Below are 19,894 nucleotides of genomic sequence, written 5' to 3'. Positions count from 1 at the left end.
GCCGGCGCCGCGGCGCGTTCGCAGGCTCCGGCCGGACGCCAGGGACAGCAGCGCCATCCTTCAGGCGTCATCCTGCGCACCCTGACCGACGAGGAGCGCGAGGCCCGCTCGCGCGCGCTCGAAGGCGCGCATGAGCGCGAGATCGAGGCGCGCCGTCGCGCCGAAGCCGAAGCCAAGGCCCGCGAAGAACGCGAAGCGCGCGAGCGCGAGGAGCGCGCCGCCGCCGAAGCGCGCAAGAAAGAAGAAGAGGCCCGCCGCCTCGCCGAGGCCGAATCGAAGCGTCGCTCGGAGCAGGAGGCGAAGCGCCGCCTCGCCGGCGGCGAGCCCGCCCCGGCGGGCGCGCCGATCCTGCGCAGACCGCCCGTTCCGGGCGGCGCCGCGCAGCCCCAGGCGACCGTCGCGGCCCGTCCGGCCGAGGACGACAAGCGCGTCGTGCGCCGTCCGGCCGCGCCGCCGCCGAAGGTCGTCCTGGCGCGTCCCGTCAAGGGCGCCGAGCAGAAGAACCGCGGCCGCCTGACGGTCGCCAGCGCGACCGGCGACAACGACGAGCGCACGCGTTCGATCGCCGCGTTCCGCCGCCGCACGCAGCGCCTCAAGGGCCATGTCAGCGAAACGAAGGAGAGGCTCTCGCGCGAGGTCGTCCTGCCCGAGACGATCACCATCCAGGAGCTCGCCAACCGCATGTCGGAGCGCGCGGTGGACGTGATCAAGCTCATGATGAAGCAGGGCCAGATGGCCAAGATCACCGACGTGATCGACGCCGACACCGCCCAGCTGATCGCCGAGGAGCTCGGCCACACCGTCAAGCGCGTCGCCGAATCGGACGTCGAGGAGGGCCTGTTCGACCAGCCCGACGCCGACGAGCATCTCGTCTCGCGTCCGCCGGTCGTGACCATCATGGGGCATGTCGACCACGGCAAGACGTCGCTGCTCGACGCGCTGCGGCACGCCAACGTCGTCTCGGGCGAAGCCGGCGGCATCACCCAGCACATCGGCGCCTATCAGATCGTCGCCGGCAACGGCCTGCCGATCACCTTCATCGACACGCCCGGCCACGCCGCCTTCACGGCGATGCGCGCCCGCGGCGCCAGGGTGACGGACATCGTGGTCCTCGTCGTCGCGGCCGACGACGGCGTCATGCCGCAGACGGCGGAGGCGATCTCGCACGCCCGCGCCGCCGGCGTGCCGATCATCGTGGCGATCAACAAGATCGACAAGCCTGACGCCAAGCCCGAGCGCGTGCGCAGCGAGCTTCTGCAATATGAGGTGCAGGTCGAGTCGCTCGGCGGCGAAACGCTCGAAGTCGAGGTTTCAGCCACGAAGAAGACCAATCTCGACAAGCTCGTCGACCTCATCGCCCTGCAGGCCGAGCTGCTCGACCTCAAGGCCAACCCCGACCGCGCGGCCGAAGGCTCGGTGATCGAGGCCCGCCTCGACAAGGGTCGCGGTCCGGTCGCGACCGTGCTCGTCCAGCGCGGCACGCTGCGCGTCGGCGATCTGATCGTCGGCGGCTCGCAGTGGGGCAAGGTGCGCGCCCTCATCGACGACAAGGGCCAGAACGTGCAGGAGGCCGGCCCCTCGACCCCGGTCGAGGTGCTGGGCTTTTCGGGCTCGCCCGAGGCCGGCGACCGCATCGCCGTCGTCGAGAACGAGGCGAGGGCGCGCGAGATCGCGGCCTATCGCGAGCGCCAGAAGCGCGAGGCTGCGGCCGCGCGCGGCAATCTGGCGCGCGGCTCGCTCGTCGACATGATGAGCCAGCTCAAGACCGCCGGCCGCAAGGAGTTCCCGCTCGTCATCAAGGGCGACGTGCAGGGCTCGGTCGAGGCGATCGTGGCGACGCTCGAAAAGCTCAACACCGACGAGGTGGCCGCCCGCGTCATCCTCGCCGGCGTCGGCGGCATCACCGAATCCGACGTGACGCTGGCCGAAGCCTCGGGCGCCGCGCTGATCGGCTTCAACGTGCGCGCGCACAAGGAGGCGCGTCTCGCGGCCGAGCAGGCGGGCCTCGAAATCCGCTACTACAACATTATCTACAACCTCGTTGACGACGTGAAGGCGGCGCTGTCGGGAATGCTCTCGCCGACGCTGCGCGAGGAGATGCTCGGCAACGCCGAAATTCTCCAGATCTTCCACATCTCGAAGGTTGGCAAGGTCGCGGGCTGCCTCGTCACCGACGGAAGGGTCGAGAGGGGCGCCAATGTGCGCCTCATCCGCGACAATGTGGTGGTGCACGAGGGCAAGCTCTCGACGCTCAAGCGCGTCAAGGACGAGGTCAAGGAGGTCAACGCCGGCACCGAATGCGGCATGGCCTTCGAGAACTATCAGGACATGCGCGTCGGCGACGTCATCGAGTGCTACCGCGTCGAGGAGATCCAGCGCACGCTCTAGGGCGGGCGCTGGAGCGGCGGGCGCGTCCGGCGGGAGGCCGACGGGCCGGGGAAGGCGACGCCTTCGCCGGCCTTCTCCCGGCCGCGGCGCCGTCGCCAAAAAAACCTGGCGAACCCTGCGGACGAGCCGGGAAACCCGACGCTCCGTCGCCAGTTCAGGAAAGGCCCAAGGCCGCAGGACGGGAACGCCCCGCGGCGCGAGGCCGAGGCGAGGTCCCGAAACGCGGCGACCGGCGCCATTGGCCGCCTGATCGAGTTTGGGGGCGAAAAGCAGCCCCAAGAGGAGCGCTGAAGAAGCGCCGGAGTTCTTGAAAAGTGTCCAGAGTCCATCATCAGCAGGGCGGAGCGCCCTCGCAGAGAATGCTGCGCGTGGGCGAGCTCGTGCGCCACGCCATGTCCGAGCTTCTGACTCGCGGCGAGATCGACGATCCCGACCTTGAGGGCCGCGTCGTCACCGTGCCCGACGTGCGCATGAGCCCGGACCTCAAGCTCGCCACCGTCTATGTCATGCCGCTCGGCGGCGAGCGCGCGCCCGAGATCCTGGCCGCGCTCGACCGCCACAAGAAATTCCTGCGCGGCGAGATCGCGCGGCGCGTCAACCTGCGCTTTGCTCCGGACGTGCGCTTCAAGCCCGATCCGAGCTTCGACTATGGCGGCAAGATCGACGCGCTCCTGAATTCACCCAAGGTGAAGCAGGATCTGTCGTCTCCCGACGACGCCGGAAACGTGCGCGAACGCGATGTCGCGTCGGATCGCCGGGCATGAGCGCGCCCCGTTCGAACCGGCGCGACATTGACGGCTGGGTGGTGCTCGACAAGCCGGTCGGCATGACTTCGACCCACGCCGTCTCGCGCCTCAAGCGTCTTTTCAACGCGAAGAAGGCGGGCCACGCCGGCACGCTCGACCCGCTCGCCTCCGGCATCCTGCCCGTCGCCTTTGGCGAAGCCACCAAGACGGTGCCCTTCGTGCAGGACGGCGAAAAGGCCTATCGCTTCACCGTGCGCTTCGGCGCCGAGACCGACACCGACGATTCCGACGGCCGCGTCGTCGCCCAGTCGACTGACCGGCCGACGCGGGAGGCGATTCTCGACTTTCTGCCGCGCTTCGTCGGCACGATCGCGCAGACGCCGCCGGCCTATTCCGCCATCAAGATCAACGGCGAGCGCGCCTATGACATCGCCCGCGACGGCGAGACGGTCGAACTCGCCGCGCGGCCGGTGACGATTCACGCCCTCGACCTCACGAGCTTCGACGGCGAGGAGGCCGTGTTCGAGACGCGCTGCGGCAAGGGCACCTATGTGCGCGCCATCGCCCGCGACCTCGGCCGCCTGCTCGGCTGCCATGGCCATGTCTGCGCCCTGCGCCGCACGCGCGTCGGCCCGTTCCTCGAAGCCGACGCCGTGACGCTCGCCGAGCTCGAGGACGGCGGCGCGCAGGCCATGCGCCGCGTCGAGGCTGGCCTCATGGAGCTGACCCGCGTCAGCGTCGACCGCGACGCGGCCGCTCGCCTGCGCCGGGGCCAGTCGATCCTGCTGCGCGGCGCCGACGCGCCGCTCGACGGCTCGGCCTATGCGGCCTGCGGCGGCGTGGTCGTCGCCATCGGCGCGGTCGAGCGCGGCGAGCTCATTCCCGGCCGCGTGTTCAACCTGCCGTTCTGACGGCGCAACGCCGGAAAACGCGGCGCGCGTTCGCTTCAGGCGAAGCCGAACGCGCGCCGCGACGTCCGCCTCGCGCAAGCTTCGGGCCTTAGCGTCCTTTCGGGTCGATCTCGAAAAGGACGTTGGCGGCATGGGCGGACAGGGCGCTTTGGCGGAATGCGGACGGGGCGAGGCGCCGGACGACGCTCTCGACGCGCAGGGCCTCGCCCTCGCGCAGGAGCTCTTGCGCGCGGGCAGGGGCGAAGCGGCCGAGGCGCTGTACCGCGCCCGTCTCGCCGCCGCGCCGCGCGATCCGCTCTGCCTGCACCATCTCGGGCTCATCGCCCATGGACGCGGCGCGCATGAAGAAGCGGCCGAGCTCGTCGCCGAGGCGGTGGCCGCGCGGCCGGCCTATGTCGAGGCGCTCTCCAACCTGTCGGCGATCCTGCGCGCGCTGAAGCGTCCGGGCGAGGCGCTCGCGACCGCCGAGCGCGCGCTTCTGTTCGACGGCGATTTCGCGCAGGGACATTCGAACCGGGGCGCGGCGCTCGAAGATCTCGGGCGGCTCGACGAGGCGCTCGAGGCCTATCGCCGCGCCCATGCGCTCAATCCGGCCTTTGTCGAGGCCGCCGTCAACGCGGCCCATGTCCTGCGCCGGCTCGGCCGGCCGTTCGAGGCGCTGGCGCTTTGCGAATCTGTGGCCGCCGCGCGGCCCGACGCCGCCGATCCCTGTTTCGCCCTTGGCGTGATCCTGAAGGAGCTTGGACGGCCGGGCCCCGCCGCCGAAGCGTTTCGCCGCGCCGTCGCGTTGCGGCCGAGCTTCGCCGAAGCCTATGTGAATCTCGGCGACGCGCTTCAGGGGCGGCGCGCTTATGAGGCTGCGGCCGAAGCCTATGCGGAGGCTTTGAGGCTGCGTCCCGACCTCGCCGCCGCCCACGCCAATCTCGGCGCGGCGATGGAGCGGCTCGGCCGGCTCGACGAGGCCGTGGCGAGCTACGCCCGCGCGCTCCAGATCGACCCGGGCCTGACCCGCGTCAGAAGCTGGCTGCATCACAAGCGCCGCATCCTCTGCGACTGGGACGGGCTCGCGGCCGAAGAGGCCGAGCTTCTGGCGCGCGCCGACGCGGGCGAGCGTCTTGACGCCTTTTCGCCGCTCAGCCTTGCGACGAGTCCGGCGCAGCAGCTTGAGATCGCGCGGTCGGCGGCGCGGGACGTCCCCGGGCGGCCGCTCGACTTCGGCCCGCCCCCGCCGCGCGACATAAAGGGACGGCTGCGGGTCGGCTATCTCTCGAACGATTTCGGCCGCCACGCCACCGCCGTGCTCGCGGCGCGGCTGTTCGAGCTGCACGACCGCGCGCGCTTCGAGACCTTCGCCTATTCGCACGGGCCGGACGACCGCAGCGAAATGGGACTGCGCCTGCGCGCGGCCTTCGACCATTTCATCGACGTTTCGGATCTGTCTGACGAGGCGGCGGCGCGGCGCATTCACGCCGACGGCGTCGACGTGCTCGTCGATCTCAAGGGCCATACGGCCGGCGCGCGGCTGTCGATTCTGGCGATGCGCCCCGCGCCCGTGCAGGCGAGCTTTCTCGGCTATCCCGGCACGACCGGCGCCGATTTCATCGACTACGCCATCGTCGATCCCGTGGTCGCGCCGCGGGCCCTCGACGCGGCCTTCAGCGAAAAACTCGTGCGGCTGCCGCATTGCTACCAGCCGAACGACCCGACGCGGCGGATCGCCGAGCCTGCGCCGACGCGCGCGCAATGCGGCCTGCCCGACGAAGGCTTCGTGTTCTGCTGCTTCAACAACAGCTACAAGCTGACGCCGGCGTTCTTCGACGTCTGGATGCGCCTGTTGTCGGCGACGCCCGGGGCCGTATTGTGGCTGCTCGATTCCAACCCGCGCGCGGTCGACAATCTGCGCCGCGAGGCGGAAAGGCGCGGCGTCGATCCGCAGCGCCTCGTTTTCGCGCCGAAGCTCGCGGGCGCCGAGCATCTGGCCCGCCACAGGCTCGCCGATCTTTTCCTCGACACGCTGCCCTATAACGCCCACACCACGGCGAGCGACGCGCTGTGGGCCGGCTTGCCGGTGCTGACCTGCATCGGCGAAACCTTCGCCGGCCGGGCGGCGGCGAGCCTGCTCCATGCGGTCGGGCTGCCCGAGCTCGTCGCGCCCTCGCTCGACGTCTATGAGCGCATGGCGCTGCGTTTCGCGCATGAAGGCGCGGGCGAATTGCGCGAATTTCGGAGCCGGCTCGCCGCCGGCCGGCTCACGGCGCCGCTGTTCGACGCGCCGGGCTACGCGCGCGATTTCGAGGCGGCGCTTTGCGCCATGTGGGACCTCCACAGCGCCGGCGAGACGCCGCGCGCCATCGACGTCGCCGGAGGCGAAGCGCCGACGAAGCCCACGCTTGTCTCCCGCACGCCCTATGTCGCCTGTCCGCTTTGCGGCGGCGAAAACATTCCGCTCGTCCTCGGCGCCGACTGCACGCGCCATGCGCTTTACCAGCCTGCCTTGCCTTCGGTCATGAACTGGCGCGAATGCGGCGATTGCGGCCATGTCTTCACGGACGGCTGGTTCGACGAAGCGGCCTGCGAAATCGTGTTCTCGAAGACCCATCCGGGCCAGAGCGTCGGCCATGACATGGAGCGCAAGCGGCCGATCGCCGGACGAATGGTGGAGCGGGTGGCGCGCCACGTGGGCGAGGGGCGCTGGCTTGACGTCGGCTTCGGCGACGGCTCCCTGCTGTTCGCCGCGGAGGAATGGGGCTTCACGCCCGTCGGCCTCGACCTGCGCGCCGACAATGTCGCGACCCTGCGCTCCCTTGGCTATGAGGCGCATTGCGCGAGCGTCGAGACGATCGAGGCGCATGAGCCCTTCGACGTCGTCAGCATGGCCGACGTGCTCGAGCACATGCCGTTTCCGCGTCAGGGGCTCGAAGCCGCGCGGCGCCTGTTGCGCCCGGGCGGCGCGCTGTTGCTCTCCATGCCCAACATGGAGGCGATGACCTGGCGGCTGCTGCACGCCAACAAGGTCAATCCCTATTGGGGCGAGATCGAGCACTACCACAATTTTTCGCGCCGCCGGCTCTATGCGCTGCTGCGCGAACACGGGTTCGAACCGGCGGAGTACGCGGTGAGCGAACGCTACAGGGTGTGCATGGAGGTGATCGCGCGGCGCCTGTGAAACTTGCGCGCCGCGCCGTCAGCGCTACAGCTCGACGATCACCTTCGTGCCGACCTTGACGCGCTCGGCGAGGTCGACGACGTCGTCATTGGTCATGCGGATGCAGCCCGAAGAGACCGCCGCGCCGATGGTCTCGGGCTCGTTCGAACCATGGATGCGATAGAGGCTCGAACCGAGATAGAGCGCCCGCGCGCCGAGCGGATTGTCGATCCCGCCCTTCATGTGGCGCGGCAGGTCGGGGCGGCGCTTCAGCATTTCGGGCGGCGGCGTCCAGGCCGGCCATTCCCTGATCGCGGTGATCTTCTTCGTGCCCGACCAGGTGAAGCCCTCGCGGCCGACGCCGACGCCATATTGGATCGCGCGTCCGTCGCCGAGCACATAATAGAGCTTGCGCTCGCTCGTGCGCACCACGATCGTGCCGGCGTCCTGCGGCTCGTTCCAGGCGACGATCCGCCGCTTCGTGGCGGGCTCCTGAAACAGGTCGAACAGTTCGGCGAAAGGGTTGAGCGAGGCGACCTGCACGCCGGCCGGCGCGGCCGCCGCCGGCGCCGCGGCGACGAGCGGCGCGAGCGCCAGGAGAAGGCGCGCGGGCCGCGAAAGGAAAAAGGGTGTGGCGGAGCGCCGGGGCGGCGTCGGTTTCGGGAGGCGCATGGGTCCTGGCTTGGGCGTGTGCTCGGCCGTCGCGGCCGCTGTGACCCTGTTATCATCCGCAAAGTTTGACGAAATGTTGTGCATCTCGCGCGGCAGGCCGAATGGGACGCCGCGCGGCGGGGCCGCGGCCTTGCGCGGCGCGGCGCCTTGGTCTATGCCCCTCGCTTCTCCAACGCTCCCGCCAAAGCCGCCGTGATCGCTCCAACGAGACCCGTCGCCGTCATCATGGGCAGTCAGTCCGATTGGGACACGATGCGGTTCGCCTGCGCGATGCTCGAAGAGCTCGACGTCGGCTATGAGGCCAAGATCGTTTCGGCCCATCGCACGCCGCAGCGCCTTTACGACTTCGCCCGCAACGCCAAGGCCGCGGGCTTCCGCGTGGTCATCGCGGGGGCGGGAGGCGCGGCGCATCTGCCCGGCATGACCGCGGCCCTCACGCCGCTGCCGGTGCTGGGCGTGCCGGTCGAAAGCAAGACGCTGAAGGGGCAGGATTCGCTGCTCTCGATCGTGCAGATGCCGGCGGGCGTGCCGGTCGGCACGCTGGCGATCGGGCGTTCGGGCGCGGTCAACGCCGCCCTGCTCGCCGCCTCCATTCTGGCGCTGGGCGATCCGGCGCTCGACGCGCGCCTGTTCGCCTGGCGCGAGGCGCAGACCCAGGCCGTCGGGCTCGAACCCGAGCGCGAGGTCTAGGCGCATGCTTCCCCCTCTCTCCGCCCAAGCGCTCGCGCCCGGCGCGACCGTCGGCGTGCTGGGCGGCGGACAGCTCGGCCGCATGCTCGCGCTCGCCGCCGCGCGTCTTGGCCTTCGCGTCCATGTCTATGCGCCCGAGGCGGACAGTCCGGCCTTCGACGTCTGCGCCGCGCGCACCGTCGCCGCCTATGACGACGAGACGGCGCTGGCGGCTTTCGCCGCGGCGGTCGACGTCGTGACCTATGAATTCGAGAACGTGCCGGCGCGGACCGCCGCCCTTCTCGACGAACTGCGCCCCGTGCGGCCGAGCCCGGCCGCGCTCGCCGCGACGCAGGACCGTCTGGTCGAGAAGGAGTTTCTCGCTTCGCTCGGCGTCGCCGTCGCGCCCTTCATGCGGGTCGACGACGCGGGCGCCATGGCCCGCGCCGTGGCTCAGCTCGGGCGGCCCTCGATCCTCAAGACGCGCCGCTTCGGCTATGACGGCAAGGGCCAGGCGCTGGTGCGCGAAGGCGCCGATCTCGCCGTCACCTTCCGCTCGCTTGGCGGCGGCCCGGCGATTCTCGAATCGGTCGTCCCCTTCACGAAGGAGGTTTCGGTCGTCGCCGCGCGCGGCCTCGACGGCGCCTTCGCCGCCTATGACGTGTGCGAAAACCGGCACGAGAACCACATCCTCAAATTCACCACGGCGCCGGCCCGCCTTGCGCCCGAAACGGCCGGAGAGGCCGTGGCGCTCGCCCGCCGCATCGCCGAGGCGCTGGATTATGTCGGCGTGCTCGCGGTCGAGATGTTCGTCGTGGCGACGTCCGGCGGAGGCGAGGCGTTGAAAGTCAACGAACTCGCCCCGCGCGTGCACAACTCCGGCCACTGGACGCTCGACGGCGCCTTGACCTCGCAATTCGAGCAGCATGTGAGGGCGGTGGCGGGCTGGCCGCTCGGCGCGCCGCGGCGGCACGGGCGCGAGGTCGAGATGGAGAATCTGATCGGCGACGACGTCTTCGCCTATGGCGACCTTCTGCGCGCGCCCGGCGCCTGCCTGCATCTTTACGGCAAGTCGGACGCAAGGCCCGGCCGCAAGATGGGGCATGTCACGCGGATCAGGGATTGACCGCTCCGATCAGCGCCGGGTTCGGACCCGGCGTGATCGGCCTTGACGATCTCGGGCCGTGACGGAGCATGGCGGCGTTTCTCTTTAAAACGGGCGCGCGCCGTGAATTCCGCGCGCCGCTTCATGTCTGAAGGCGCGGCGTCCCCAAACACATGAATCCTCATCGTTTTTGCGTTCACGGCGGGCGACGAAGACTCGCGACCGCGATTCCGCGGCGGTCCGTGTGCGCTCTGACGCAGACCTTTCGCCGCGCGCAGGCTTGACTGGACAGGGAGGCGGCTTGCTGCTATGCGCTGACCTTCAAACGTCAGGCGCCGTTTCAGCGCCCGATTTTCTGTTTCGTCGATTCGGTCGGCCAAACCGCGCAAGGCGTGGCCGCCTTCATGCCAAGGACTCCTGCGTGCAAGTTCTCGTTCGCGACAATAATGTCGATCAGGCCCTCAAGGCGCTCAAGAAGAAGATGCAGCGCGAGGGCATTTTTCGTGAGATGAAGCTGCGCGGCCATTACGAGAAGCCGTCTGAAAAGCGCGCTCGCGAGAAAGCTGAAGCCATTCGCCGCGCTCGCAAGCTCGCCCGCAAGAAGATGCAGCGCGAGGGCCTGCTGCCCATGAAGCCCAAGCCCATGGTGGGCATGCGCTGATCCTTTCGATTCTCGATCGTTGACGGCGAAGCCGGGCGCGGCGCAGGATTTCCGCCCGGCGCAAACCTGCGCCGTCGACAGGACAAGGCCAAGAGGACGAGGCGATGACGGTTCACGCGGCCAGTGGCAGGAGCGCGGCGGCGCGCCGCCGCTCGTCTTCGGTCGGACTCCTGCGGTTGTCTGCGCTGGGCGCGATCGCTCTTGCGCTCGCCGGCTGCGAATCGGCCGGCAACGCCATCAAGACGGCGGGCGTCGCCGAAGTCGCGACCCAGTCGCCGCAGGAGGCGCAGGCCAACATCGCCTCGCTGACCGAGGTCGTCCAGCGCAATCCCGGCAGCGCCGACGCCTATAACACCCGCGGCGTCGCCTACGCCAAGACCGGACGCTTCAACGAGGCGATCGCGGATTTTTCGCAGGCGGTCAAGCTCCAGCCCTCCGCCTCCGCCCTGACCAATCGCGCGCTCGCCTATCGCCAGATCGGCCGCAACGACGCGGCCATGGCCGATTTCAACCAGGCGATCGATCTCGACCCCAATCACGCCCCGGCCTATCTCGGGCGGGCCAATCTGCGCCGCGCCCAGGGCGCGCTCGACGCCGCCCACAGCGATCTCGACCAGGCGATCAGGATCAATCCTGAAAACGCCCAGGCCTTCCACGCGCGCGGCCTCATCTACCAGCGGCAGGGAAACCATCCGCAGGCGATCACCGACTTCGACAACGCCATCGACCGCGACCCCTTCGCCGGCGCGCCTTATCTGGCGCGCGGCCAGAGCCTGATCGCCATCGGCAAATATGACAAGGCGGTCGAGGACTTCAACGCCGCGCTCAACGTCGACAACCGCAACCCGGAAGCCTGGGCCGGACTCGGCCTCGCCTATGAGAAAATGGGCGACCGCGCCAAGGCGATGGAATCCTATCAGCGCGCGCTCTCCTTCGACGCCTCGAACCAGCTCGCCAAGGACGGTCTGTCGCGCACGCAGCGCGGCTGAGGCCCGCCATCGTCGCGAAGGATCGCCGCGCGTGACGGCGAAAACCCTTTATCTCGGCGGCCCCGAGGTCTTTCTGCCAGACGCGCCCGAAATCGGGCGGCGCAGGCTGGCGGCCTGCGCGGCGGCGGACTTTCGCGGCCTGTTTCCCTTCGACGTCGAGGCGCCCGGCGCGCCGACGCCGCGCGAGACGGCGCGCGCGATCTTCGCCGCCAATTGCGCGGCGATGCATGAGGCCGACGCCGGGCTTTTCAACCTCTCGCCGTTTCGAGGGCCGCACGCCGATCCCGGGACGGCCTTCGAGCTCGGCTTCATGCTGGCGCTGGGCAAGCCCGTTTTCGCCTACAGCCATCGCGCCGGCGCGCTTGTCGCGCGCCTTGACGGCGCCGCAGCGGCTGACGGCGTGCGGCGCGACGCGTCCGGCTGCGCGATCGAAAATTTCGGCCTCGCCGACAATCTGATGCTCTGCGCCGGCCTTGAGGCGCAGGGACGCTTCGTCGCGGTGGAGGAGGCCGATCCCTTGCGCGGCGCCGGCGGCTTTCTCGCCTGCCTCGCCCTGGCGCGCCGCCATTTCGACGCCGCCTGACGCATATCTGCTGACGCGCCTGCGCCGCCCATGAAAAAGCCGCCGGCGCGTTTTCGCGCCGGCGGCCGCGCCTCATGTGAGACGATGAGCTTATGCGGCCTTCTGTGTCCGTAGCGCCTCGACGCCCGGCAGCGTCTTGCCCTCGAGCCATTCGAGAAAGGCGCCGCCGGCGGTCGAGACATAGGTGAAGTCGTTGAAGACGTTCGCCTGGTTCAGCGCGGCGATGGTGTCGCCGCCGCCCGCGATGGTCTCGAGCGACTTGGTCCGCGTCAGCACCGCCGCCACCTTGGCGATGGCCACCGTGCCGGTCTGGAACGGCGGCGTCTCGAAGGCGCCGACGGGGCCGTTCCACACCACCGTGCGGGCCGCGGCGAGCACGCCGACGAGCTTCGAGATGGTGCGCGGTCCGATGTCGAGGATCATGTCGTCGTCGCCGACCGCGTCGATGTCGACCGCGCGGCACGAGGCGTTGGGCTCGAATCGCGTGGCGACGACGGCGTCGACCGGCAGGATCAGCTGGCAGTTGGCCTCGTCGGCGTCGGCCATGATCCTGCGCGCGGTCTCGGCGAGCTGGTTCTCGCACAGGGACTTGCCGATTTTCTTGCCCGAGGCGGCCAGAAAGGTGTTGGCCATTCCGCCGCCGATGAACAGGAACTCGACCTTGCGCATGAGATTGCCGAGCAGCTCGAGCTTGGTCGAGACTTTCGCGCCGCCGACGATCGCCGCCATCGGCCGCTCGGGATGGGCGAGCATGCCGGTCAGCATCTCGAGCTCGCGCTGCATGGTGCGGCCGGCGTAGGCCGGCAGCTTGTGCGCGATGCCCTCGGTCGAGGCGTGCGCCCGGTGCGAGGTCGAGAAGGCGTCGTTGACGTAGATGTCGCCGAGCTCGGCGAGCTCCTTGACGAAAGCGGGGTCGTTCTTCGTCTCGCCCGGATGGAAGCGCGTGTTCTCGAGCAGCAGGATCTCGCCGTTGCGCAGCGCCGAAACCGACGATTTGGCGACGGGGCCGACGCAGTCCGAGGCGAAATAGACCATCTGCCCCAGTTCATGCTCGAGGGCGACGGCGACCGACTTCAGCGAGGTCTCGGCTTCGGGCCCGTTCTTCGGCCGTCCGAGATGCGACAGGATGATGACCTTCGCGCCCTTTTGTGAAATCTCGCGGATGTTGGCGAGCACGCGGTCGATGCGCGTCAGGTCGGTGATCCGGCCGTTCTCCATCGGCACGTTGAGGTCGACGCGGACAAGCACGCGCTTGTTGGTCAGGATCGCGTCGTCGATGGTCGGAAAGGGCGAAGTCTGGCCGGATCTCGTCATAGAGTTTTCCCCATAGCCGCGGCGGTGTCGATCATCCTGTTCGAGAAGCCCCATTCATTGTCGTACCACGAGAGGACGCGCACGAACGTCCCGTCGATGACGCGGGTCTGGTCCATGTGGAAGACCGAGGAATGGGGATCGTGGTTGAAGTCCGAGGAGACGTTCGGGCTCTCCGTGTAGCCGAGAATTCCCTTGAGCGGGCCGGAGGCGGCGGCCTTGATCGCTTCGGCGATCTCCTCTTTGGTGGTGGCGCGCCTGGCGAGGAACTTGAAGTCGACGACCGAGACGTTCGGCGTCGGCACGCGAATCGACGAGCCGTCGAGCTTGCCGGCGAGTTCGGGCAGCACGAGGCCGACCGCCTTGGCCGCGCCGGTCGTGGTCGGGATCATCGAGAGGGCCGCCGCGCGGGCGCGATAAAGATCCTTGTGGAAGGTGTCGAGCGTCGGCTGGTCGCCGGTATAGGAATGGATCGTCGTCATGAAGCCGCGTTCGACGCCGATCGCGTCGTTCAAAACCTTGGCGACGGGGGCGAGGCAGTTCGTCGTGCAGGAGGCGTTGGAGACGACGAGATGCTCGGCCGTGAGCTTGTCGTGGTTGACGCCGAAGACGACGGTGAGGTCGGCCTTGTCGCCGGGGGCCGAGACGAGAACCCGCTTCGCCCCGGCGGAAAGATGCGCGGCGGCCTTGTCGCGCGCGGTGAAGATGCCGGTGCATTCGAGCGCGATGTCGACGCCGAGCTCCTTGTGCGGCAGGGCGGCGGGGTCCTTGACCGCGGTGACCTTGATCGGGCCGGTGCCGACGTCGATCGTGTTGCCCTCGACCTTGACGACGCCGGGGAAGCGGCCATGCACGGAATCATAGCGCAGGAGATGCGCGTTGGTCTCGACCGGGCCGAGATCGTTGATCGCCACCACTTCGACGTCGGCGCGGCCGGATTCGGCGATCGCCCGCAGGACGTTGCGCCCGATTCGACCGAAACCGTTGATCGCGACTTTGACCGGCATCCCTAGCTCCCTGTTCGCCCGGCGCCTGAAGCGGTCTCGAGCGCAATGTTGGCAATGGCAGGCGTCGTCATATGTCCCGGCGGCCATGAAGCCGTCAATCTTGACGCGCCGCTTTATACTTGCTTTTCCGCCTTTTAGCGTAGTTTTTGACGATGAGGGCCGCCTTTCCCGGGCAAGCCGGCGAAGTTCCCGCGAAAAGCGCGCCAGGTCGTCAAGCGCGGCCGGGCCTCGCAGTTTTTCGTCCCGCGTCTGATCTCGGAAAATCTGGCCGGAGCGACGAAACCTCGCGCCAAACATGAGTAAAGCGGGTCTGTGGCCGCCGCGAGACTTGGGCGCTCAAGCTGGCGCACGACGTGAACGCCAGGCGCACGGAGCGCCAGTCTTTGGACGATCTTGTCTTTGGACGATTTTGCGGCGCCAAAGTCAATCGCAGGCGGCTGTCGCGTTGCGTCGCAGGCGGCCTTCCCTCGCTTGAGGGTTGCGCAGGCGGCGCGACATGCTCAAATAGGCGAATGTGATTGTGGGGCGCCGCCCTGTGCCCGCCCTGTGCCTATGTGTTGCGCGCCGCCCGCGGACGAGTGCGAAGAGATTTTTGGGAAGAGCTCTTTAGGATGGACGAGTCCCTGCGGTTCGACGACGCGCTCGGCCGCCTGTCGGCGGCCCTTGAACGGCTCGCGGCGGCGAGCGCGCGCCGGCTCAAGGCCGACGGACGGCGCGGAGACCTCGAGGAGGAGCTCGCCGTCCTTCAGGACGACCGCTCCCGTCTCGCCGTCGAGCTCGACGCCGCGCTCGCGCGCGCCGCCTCGGTCGAGGCCGCCGCCGAGGACGTGGTCCGCAAGGTCAAAAGCGCCGGAGCGGCGATCCGAGAGATCGTCGCCGCCGCCGACGCGCAGGACGCGTGAGGCGCGGCGAGGGGAGTTTTCGGTTTTGGCTCAGGTCGGGATGCAGATCGCCGGACGCGTCTACCGCGTTTCCTGCGGCGAGGGTGAAGAGGCTCATCTTGAAGACCTCGCGCGGCTCGTCGACGGCAAGATCGGCGACATGCGCGAGAAATTCGGCGAGATGGGCGACCAGCGCCTGACCGTGATGGCCGCGGTGACCCTCGCCGACGAGCTTTACGAGGAACGGCGCCGCTGCGAGGCGCTCGCCGCCGAAATCGGCGCGTTGCGCGCCGAGACGGCCGACGCCGCCCGGCAGCGCGCGCGCCTCGTCGAGCGCGTCGTCGCCGCCGTCGACGCGGCGAGCCTGCGCGTCGAGGAGGTGGCGCAGGAGCTGGCGGGCGGCGGCCGCGCCGAAGAATGACGGGCGCATGAAAATCGTCGCGGGAGGGCTGGCGTTCGCGCGTCGGAGCGCCTAGATTTGTCTCGCGGAGCTGCGGGGCTCGTGCTGGATCGCATACCCCGGGGCCTTATCGATCTCAAAGGGAGCTGTCCCTGGCCTTGTCCGTGGACTTGGCCACATGGCGCCCACCTACGTTGTAGGTTCCCGGGATCGATATCCCACGGCTTTTGCGGCCCCGCGCTTTTCATTTCCGCGTCCCGCTCGCGCGCCGGCCGACGCCCTTTTTCCTCGCCCTCGCCCCGCCGGATGTCAGACGCCGATCCCGCCCTTAATGCCGATTTGGCCCTTAAAGCCGCATTGCGCGCCGCAGCGCTTGAGCGCCGCCGCGCCGGGGCGGACGATCCGGCCGCCTTCGCGGCGCATCTCGCCGGGGAAGGGCTGAAGCTCGTCGCGCGTTTCACGCCGAATGTCGTCTCGGCCTATTTCGCGCTCCCCGACGAAGCCTCGACCCTGCCGCTGATGGAGCGGCTCGCCGCCATGGGGCGCGCGACGGCGCTGCCCGTCACCGGCAAGCGCGGAACCCCGCTCGTGTTCCGCCTGTGGCGGCCGGGCGATCCGCTCGCGCCGGGCCGCATGGGCATTTTCGAGCCTGCGCCCGCGGCCGAGCCGGTCGATCCCGATTTCCTGTTCGTGCCGCTCGCGGCCTTCGACCGCTCCGGCAACCGGCTCGGCTATGGCGCGGGCTTCTATGACCTCACCCTGGCGCGGCTGCGCGCGAAACGGCCGACGCTCGCCGTCGGCGTCGCCTATGCGAGCCAGGAGGCCGACCGCATTCCGGCCGAGCCGCATGACGAAAAGCTCGATCTGGTGCTGACCGAAAAAGAGCTGATCGACTGCCGCGGCGCGTGAAGGCCGCCCTGCGCGCAAAAGCGCTCGCGGCGGACGCCTTCGCCGGCTAAAACCGGGCCATGCGTATCCTCTTCATCGGCGACGTGGTCGGCAGGGCCGGGCGCGCCATCCTCTCTTCCGAGCTTCCAAAGCTGCGCGCGGCCTTCGCGCTCGACCTCGTGATCGTCAACGGCGAAAACGCGGCGGGCGGATTCGGCATCACCGAATCGATCTGCCAGGAGTTTCTCGACGCCGGCGCCGATTGCGTCACGCTCGGCAACCACGCCTTCGACCAGCGCGAGGCGCTGGTGTTCATCGAGCGCCAGCCGCGGCTGATCCGCCCGGCGAACTATCCGAAGGGCGCGCCGGGGCGCGGCGCCAATCTCATCGAGACGCGCACCGGCGCGCGCGCGCTCGTCGTCAACCTGCTCGGCCGGGTTTTCCTTGACGCCATGGACGATCCCTTCGCGGCGATCGAGCGCGAGCTCGACGCCTGTCCGCTCGGGCTTGGCTGCGACGCGGCGGTGATCGACTTCCACGCCGAGGCGACGAGCGAGAAGCAGGCGTTCGGCTGGTTCGTCGACGGGCGCGCCTCGCTCGTCGTCGGCACGCACACCCATGCGCCGACGGCCGACGCCCGCATCCTTCCGGCCGGCACCGCCTATATGAGCGACGCCGGCATGACCGGCGATTATGATTCGGTGATCGGCATGGAGAAGGATGAGCCGGTGCGCCGCTTCACCACCAAGCTGCCGGCGGGCCGTTTCGAGCCGGCGTCAGGCCCGGCCACGCTCTGCGGCGTCGCGGTCGAGACCAACGCGCAGGGGCTCGCGGTCAGGGTCGCGCCGGTGCGGATCGGCGGAAAGCTCGCGCCGGCGCGCCCGGATTTCTGGGGGTAGGGCGGCGCGTCAATGCGCGAGCAGACGCTGTACGTTCTGAAGCTAGCCAAGAAAAAAGCTGTAAACACAATTATATTGGGCGATATTGTGCGGTGTCAATCATATCACCTGTCCAAATATCAGAGTGCCGCCGGCATTAACATTACATTGCGTGCCAATTGGAAGGACAGGACCGGGACCAAACGTGCCGACAGGCGTAGCACAAAATCTGCCCATCGGCGGTGGAGGCGGGAAAGGTGCTGGACCGGCAGGAACGCCAGGCGGCTGTACAAAGCCGTCGAGAGGCCTGCCGACGGCGGCGTGACCGCGATCGAGGCCGCGCGCGACATCGGGCGGGATTACGCCTAATTCGCACCCCAGATTTGCCAGAAATCCAGGAGAGCAGCCAGCGAAAGCGGCAGACGCAACCGAGTCTGCGGCGAACGAAATGCCAATAATAGCCGCAATTATTTGCAGATATCTCCACATTTTAATCTCCATAAGTAACTTAGATTGATGATTATCTGAGAATATAAAGCAAAATAACTTTACTTAAATAAACTGAGAGGCGCTGGCGTAATGTGCGTTTGCGCACAGACAAACCAATTAGCTTTTGTTCTGCATCCCGCCTCGCTCAGCTCAAAATTTGCGCGTCAGACAATATCAATTTAGATGTTTTTCAAACTTGGCAGTTGGCGCGTCAATGCGCCTCGTCCCAGTTCTGCGCGGCCTTGGCGTCGACCTGCAGGGGGACGGAGAGCTTCAGGAACGGCTCGGGCGCCTCGCACATGATTTTGCGCGCGACCTCGATCACCGCCTCGACCTCGGCGTCGGGCGCCTCGAACACCAGTTCGTCATGCACCTGCAACAGCATCTGCGCCGAAAGCCCGGCGGCGTCGAGCGCGTCCTCCATGCGGATCATGGCGCGGCGGATGATGTCGGCGGCCGACCCCTGAATCGGCGCGTTGACCGCGGCGCGCTCGTTGAAGGCGCGCTCCGAAGGGTTTGACGCCGCGATGCGCGGATAATGGCACTTGCGCCCGAAGATGGTGACGACATGGCCGTTCGCGCGGGCGAATGTCTTGGTCGCCTCGATATAGGACCTGATGCCGGGGAAGCGCTCGAAATAGCGCTTGATGTAGGCGCCGGCCTCTTCGCGCGGGATCGAGAGCTGGTTGGCGAGGCCGAAGGCCGAAATGCCGTAGACGATGCCGAAATTGATCGCCTTGGCGCGCCGGCGCACCTCGGCCGGCATGCCGGCGACCGGCACGCCGAACATTTCCGACGCGGTCATGGCGTGGATGTCGAGCCCTTCGGCGAAGGCCGCCTTGAGCTGCGGGATGTCGGCGATATGGGCGAGCAGCCTGAGCTCGATCTGGCTGTAGTCGGCCGAGATCAGCTTGCGCCCCGGCGGCGCGACGAAGGCGCGGCGGATTTTTCGCCCCGCCTCGTTGCGCACGGGGATGTTCTGAAGGTTCGGCTCCGAGGACGAGAGCCGCCCCGTGGTCGTGGCGGCCAGCGCATAAGAGGTGTGCACCCGCCCGGTCTGCGGATTGACGTAGGTGGGCAGGGCGTCGGTGTAGGTCGATTTGAGCTTGGCGAGCTGGCGCCAGTCGAGAATCAGCCTTGCGAAGAGGTTGCCCTGTTCGGCGAGGTCGTCGAGCACGCTCGCCGCCGTCGACCAGGCGCCGGTGGCGGTCTTCTTCGCGCCGGGCAGGCCCATCTTGCCGAACAGGATATCGCCGAGCTGCTTCGGCGAGCCGAGGTTGAAGCTCTCGCCGGCCGCCTCAAAAATCTGCGCTTCGAGCCGCGCCATGTCCTGCGCGAACTCCCCCGAAAGCCGCGAAAGGATGGCGCGGTCGATCGTCACGCCGCGCCGCTCCATGCGCATGAGCACGGGGACGAGCGGGCGTTCCAGCGTCTCATAGACGCTCGTCATCGATTCGGCCGGCAGGCGGGGCTTGAGCACGTCCGCAAGACGCAGCGCGACGTCTGAATCCTCGGCCGAATATTCGGTCGCCCGGTCGAGCGCCACGCGCGCGAAGCCGATGAAGCTGCGCCCCGAGCCCGCGACCTCGCCGAACTGGATCGGCGTGTGGCCGAAGTATTTCTCGCTGAGCACGTCCATGCCGTGGTCGCTGCGCCCGGCGTCGAGCACGTAGGACATCAGCAGCGTGTCGTCGAGCGGCGCCGTCTCGATGCCGCGCTGGGCGAGGACGAGGCTGTCAAATTTGGCGTTATGCGCGATCTTGAGCACGCTCGCGTCTTCGAGCAGCGGCTTCAGCCGGGCGAGCGCCTCGCTTTCGTCGAGCTGGCCCGCGACGAGCTCGGCGCCGCCGAACAGGTCTCCGCTCTCGCCGGTCTTGTGGCGCAGCGGCACATAGCAGGCGCGCCCCGGCGCCAGCGCCAGCGAGACGCCGACGAGCTCGGCCTGCATGGCGTCGAGCGAGGACGTCTCCGTGTCGACCGCGACGACGCCGCGGTCGAAAGCTTCGGCCACGATGGCCTCGAGCCGCTCGAGGCTCGTCACCGTCTCGTAGGCCTTGACGTCGAAGGTCTGCGTTTTCGCGCGCGCGAGGCGTTCGGCCGCGAATTCGCCCGGCCCGGTGGCGATTTTCTCGGGCGCGGCGGGGGCGCCGTAGCGGGCGTTGCGCTTCGGC

Annotated in this window: 17 protein-coding genes and 1 other RNA gene; 14 read left to right on the top strand and 4 right to left on the bottom strand. The window is 68.6% G+C overall.

Annotation, left to right across the window (positions count from 1 at the left end; genetic code table 11):
* From infB to ACILRB_RS14660, 4 genes are all read left to right on the top strand, one after another.
* Positions 1–2,388, top strand: a 2,388-nt coding sequence (gene infB / locus ACILRB_RS14675; protein ID WP_395667039.1) for a translation initiation factor IF-2, incomplete at its 5' end; no start/stop codon positions are given.
* Between the two features lie 314 nt (positions 2,389–2,702).
* Complete coding sequence (gene rbfA / locus ACILRB_RS14670) at positions 2,703–3,152, top strand: 30S ribosome-binding factor RbfA (protein WP_395667038.1); 450 nt, start codon at positions 2,703–2,705, stop codon at positions 3,150–3,152.
* On the top strand, positions 3,149–4,045 hold the full coding sequence (gene truB, locus ACILRB_RS14665; RefSeq protein WP_395667037.1) for a tRNA pseudouridine(55) synthase TruB: 897 nt from the start codon (positions 3,149–3,151) through the stop codon (positions 4,043–4,045). The genes rbfA and truB overlap by 4 nt, the downstream gene beginning before the upstream one ends.
* Before the next feature lie 130 nt (positions 4,046–4,175).
* Complete coding sequence (locus tag ACILRB_RS14660; RefSeq protein ID WP_395667036.1) at positions 4,176–7,211, top strand: tetratricopeptide repeat protein; 3,036 nt, start codon at positions 4,176–4,178, stop codon at positions 7,209–7,211.
* Positions 7,212–7,235: 24 nt separating this feature from the next.
* Here ACILRB_RS14660 and ACILRB_RS14655 read toward each other — a convergent pair whose 3' ends face one another.
* The gene (locus ACILRB_RS14655; protein ID WP_395667035.1) at positions 7,236–7,862 is read right to left on the bottom strand and encodes a L,D-transpeptidase; all 627 of its coding nucleotides are present in this window, start codon (positions 7,860–7,862) and stop codon (positions 7,236–7,238) included.
* A 225-nt stretch (positions 7,863–8,087) separates the two neighbouring features.
* Here ACILRB_RS14655 and purE point away from each other — a divergent pair, with 225 nt between their 5' ends.
* From purE to ACILRB_RS14630, 5 genes are all read left to right on the top strand, one after another.
* The gene (gene purE / locus ACILRB_RS14650; RefSeq protein ID WP_395667041.1) at positions 8,088–8,552 is read left to right on the top strand and encodes a 5-(carboxyamino)imidazole ribonucleotide mutase; all 465 of its coding nucleotides are present in this window, start codon (positions 8,088–8,090) and stop codon (positions 8,550–8,552) included.
* A 4-nt stretch (positions 8,553–8,556) separates the two neighbouring features.
* Positions 8,557–9,657 carry a 5-(carboxyamino)imidazole ribonucleotide synthase gene (locus ACILRB_RS14645; protein ID WP_395667034.1) on the top strand — a complete coding sequence of 367 codons (1,101 nt, stop codon included), beginning with the start codon at positions 8,557–8,559 and terminating at the stop codon, positions 9,655–9,657.
* A 400-nt stretch (positions 9,658–10,057) separates the two neighbouring features.
* A complete protein-coding gene (rpsU, locus tag ACILRB_RS14640; protein ID WP_395667040.1) occupies positions 10,058–10,297 on the top strand; it encodes a 30S ribosomal protein S21 in 240 nt (79 codons plus the stop codon).
* A gap of 104 nt (positions 10,298–10,401) precedes the next feature.
* Positions 10,402–11,286: a tetratricopeptide repeat protein gene (locus tag ACILRB_RS14635; protein ID WP_395667033.1), complete on the top strand. Its 885-nt coding sequence runs from the start codon at positions 10,402–10,404 to the stop codon at positions 11,284–11,286.
* Positions 11,287–11,317: 31 nt separating this feature from the next.
* Complete coding sequence (locus ACILRB_RS14630) at positions 11,318–11,869, top strand: nucleoside 2-deoxyribosyltransferase (RefSeq protein WP_395667032.1); 552 nt, start codon at positions 11,318–11,320, stop codon at positions 11,867–11,869.
* 90 nt (positions 11,870–11,959) lie between these two features.
* On the opposite strand, the gene ACILRB_RS14625 is transcribed toward ACILRB_RS14630, so the two are convergent.
* The gene (locus ACILRB_RS14625) at positions 11,960–13,183 is read right to left on the bottom strand and encodes a phosphoglycerate kinase (RefSeq protein ID WP_395667031.1); all 1,224 of its coding nucleotides are present in this window, start codon (positions 13,181–13,183) and stop codon (positions 11,960–11,962) included.
* Entirely contained in the window at positions 13,180–14,187 is a 1,008-nt protein-coding gene (gene gap, locus ACILRB_RS14620) for a type I glyceraldehyde-3-phosphate dehydrogenase (protein WP_395667030.1), read from the bottom strand. Before gap ends, ACILRB_RS14625 begins: the two co-directional genes overlap by 4 nt.
* Before the next feature lie 611 nt (positions 14,188–14,798).
* Here gap and ACILRB_RS14615 point away from each other — a divergent pair.
* From ACILRB_RS14615 to ACILRB_RS14595, 5 genes are all read left to right on the top strand, one after another.
* Positions 14,799–15,089 carry a DUF4164 family protein gene (locus ACILRB_RS14615; protein WP_395667029.1) on the top strand — a complete coding sequence of 97 codons (291 nt, stop codon included), beginning with the start codon at positions 14,799–14,801 and terminating at the stop codon, positions 15,087–15,089.
* Between the two features lie 25 nt (positions 15,090–15,114).
* Positions 15,115–15,489 (top strand): cell division protein ZapA, encoded by a 375-nt coding sequence (locus ACILRB_RS14610; protein ID WP_395667028.1) that lies wholly within the window; start codon positions 15,115–15,117, stop codon positions 15,487–15,489.
* 64 nt (positions 15,490–15,553) lie between these two features.
* Positions 15,554–15,708: non-coding RNA, 6S RNA (ssrS, locus tag ACILRB_RS14605), on the top strand.
* A 117-nt stretch (positions 15,709–15,825) separates the two neighbouring features.
* Positions 15,826–16,377, top strand: a complete 552-nt coding sequence (locus ACILRB_RS14600; protein ID WP_395667027.1) for a 5-formyltetrahydrofolate cyclo-ligase — start codon at positions 15,826–15,828, stop codon at positions 16,375–16,377.
* 59 nt (positions 16,378–16,436) lie between these two features.
* Positions 16,437–17,255 (top strand): TIGR00282 family metallophosphoesterase, encoded by an 819-nt coding sequence (locus ACILRB_RS14595; RefSeq protein WP_395667026.1) that lies wholly within the window; start codon positions 16,437–16,439, stop codon positions 17,253–17,255.
* A 679-nt stretch (positions 17,256–17,934) separates the two neighbouring features.
* Here the strand turns inward: ACILRB_RS14595 and polA are convergent.
* Positions 17,935–19,894, bottom strand: a 1,960-nt coding sequence (polA, locus tag ACILRB_RS14590; RefSeq protein WP_395667025.1) for a DNA polymerase I, incomplete at its 5' end; no start/stop codon positions are given.

Origin of the sequence: Methylocella sp. (assembly GCF_044226135.1) — a bacterium.
Classification (GTDB): Bacteria; Pseudomonadota; Alphaproteobacteria; order Rhizobiales; family Beijerinckiaceae; genus Methylocapsa.
This window is presented reverse-complemented; position numbering and strand designations above follow the sequence as displayed.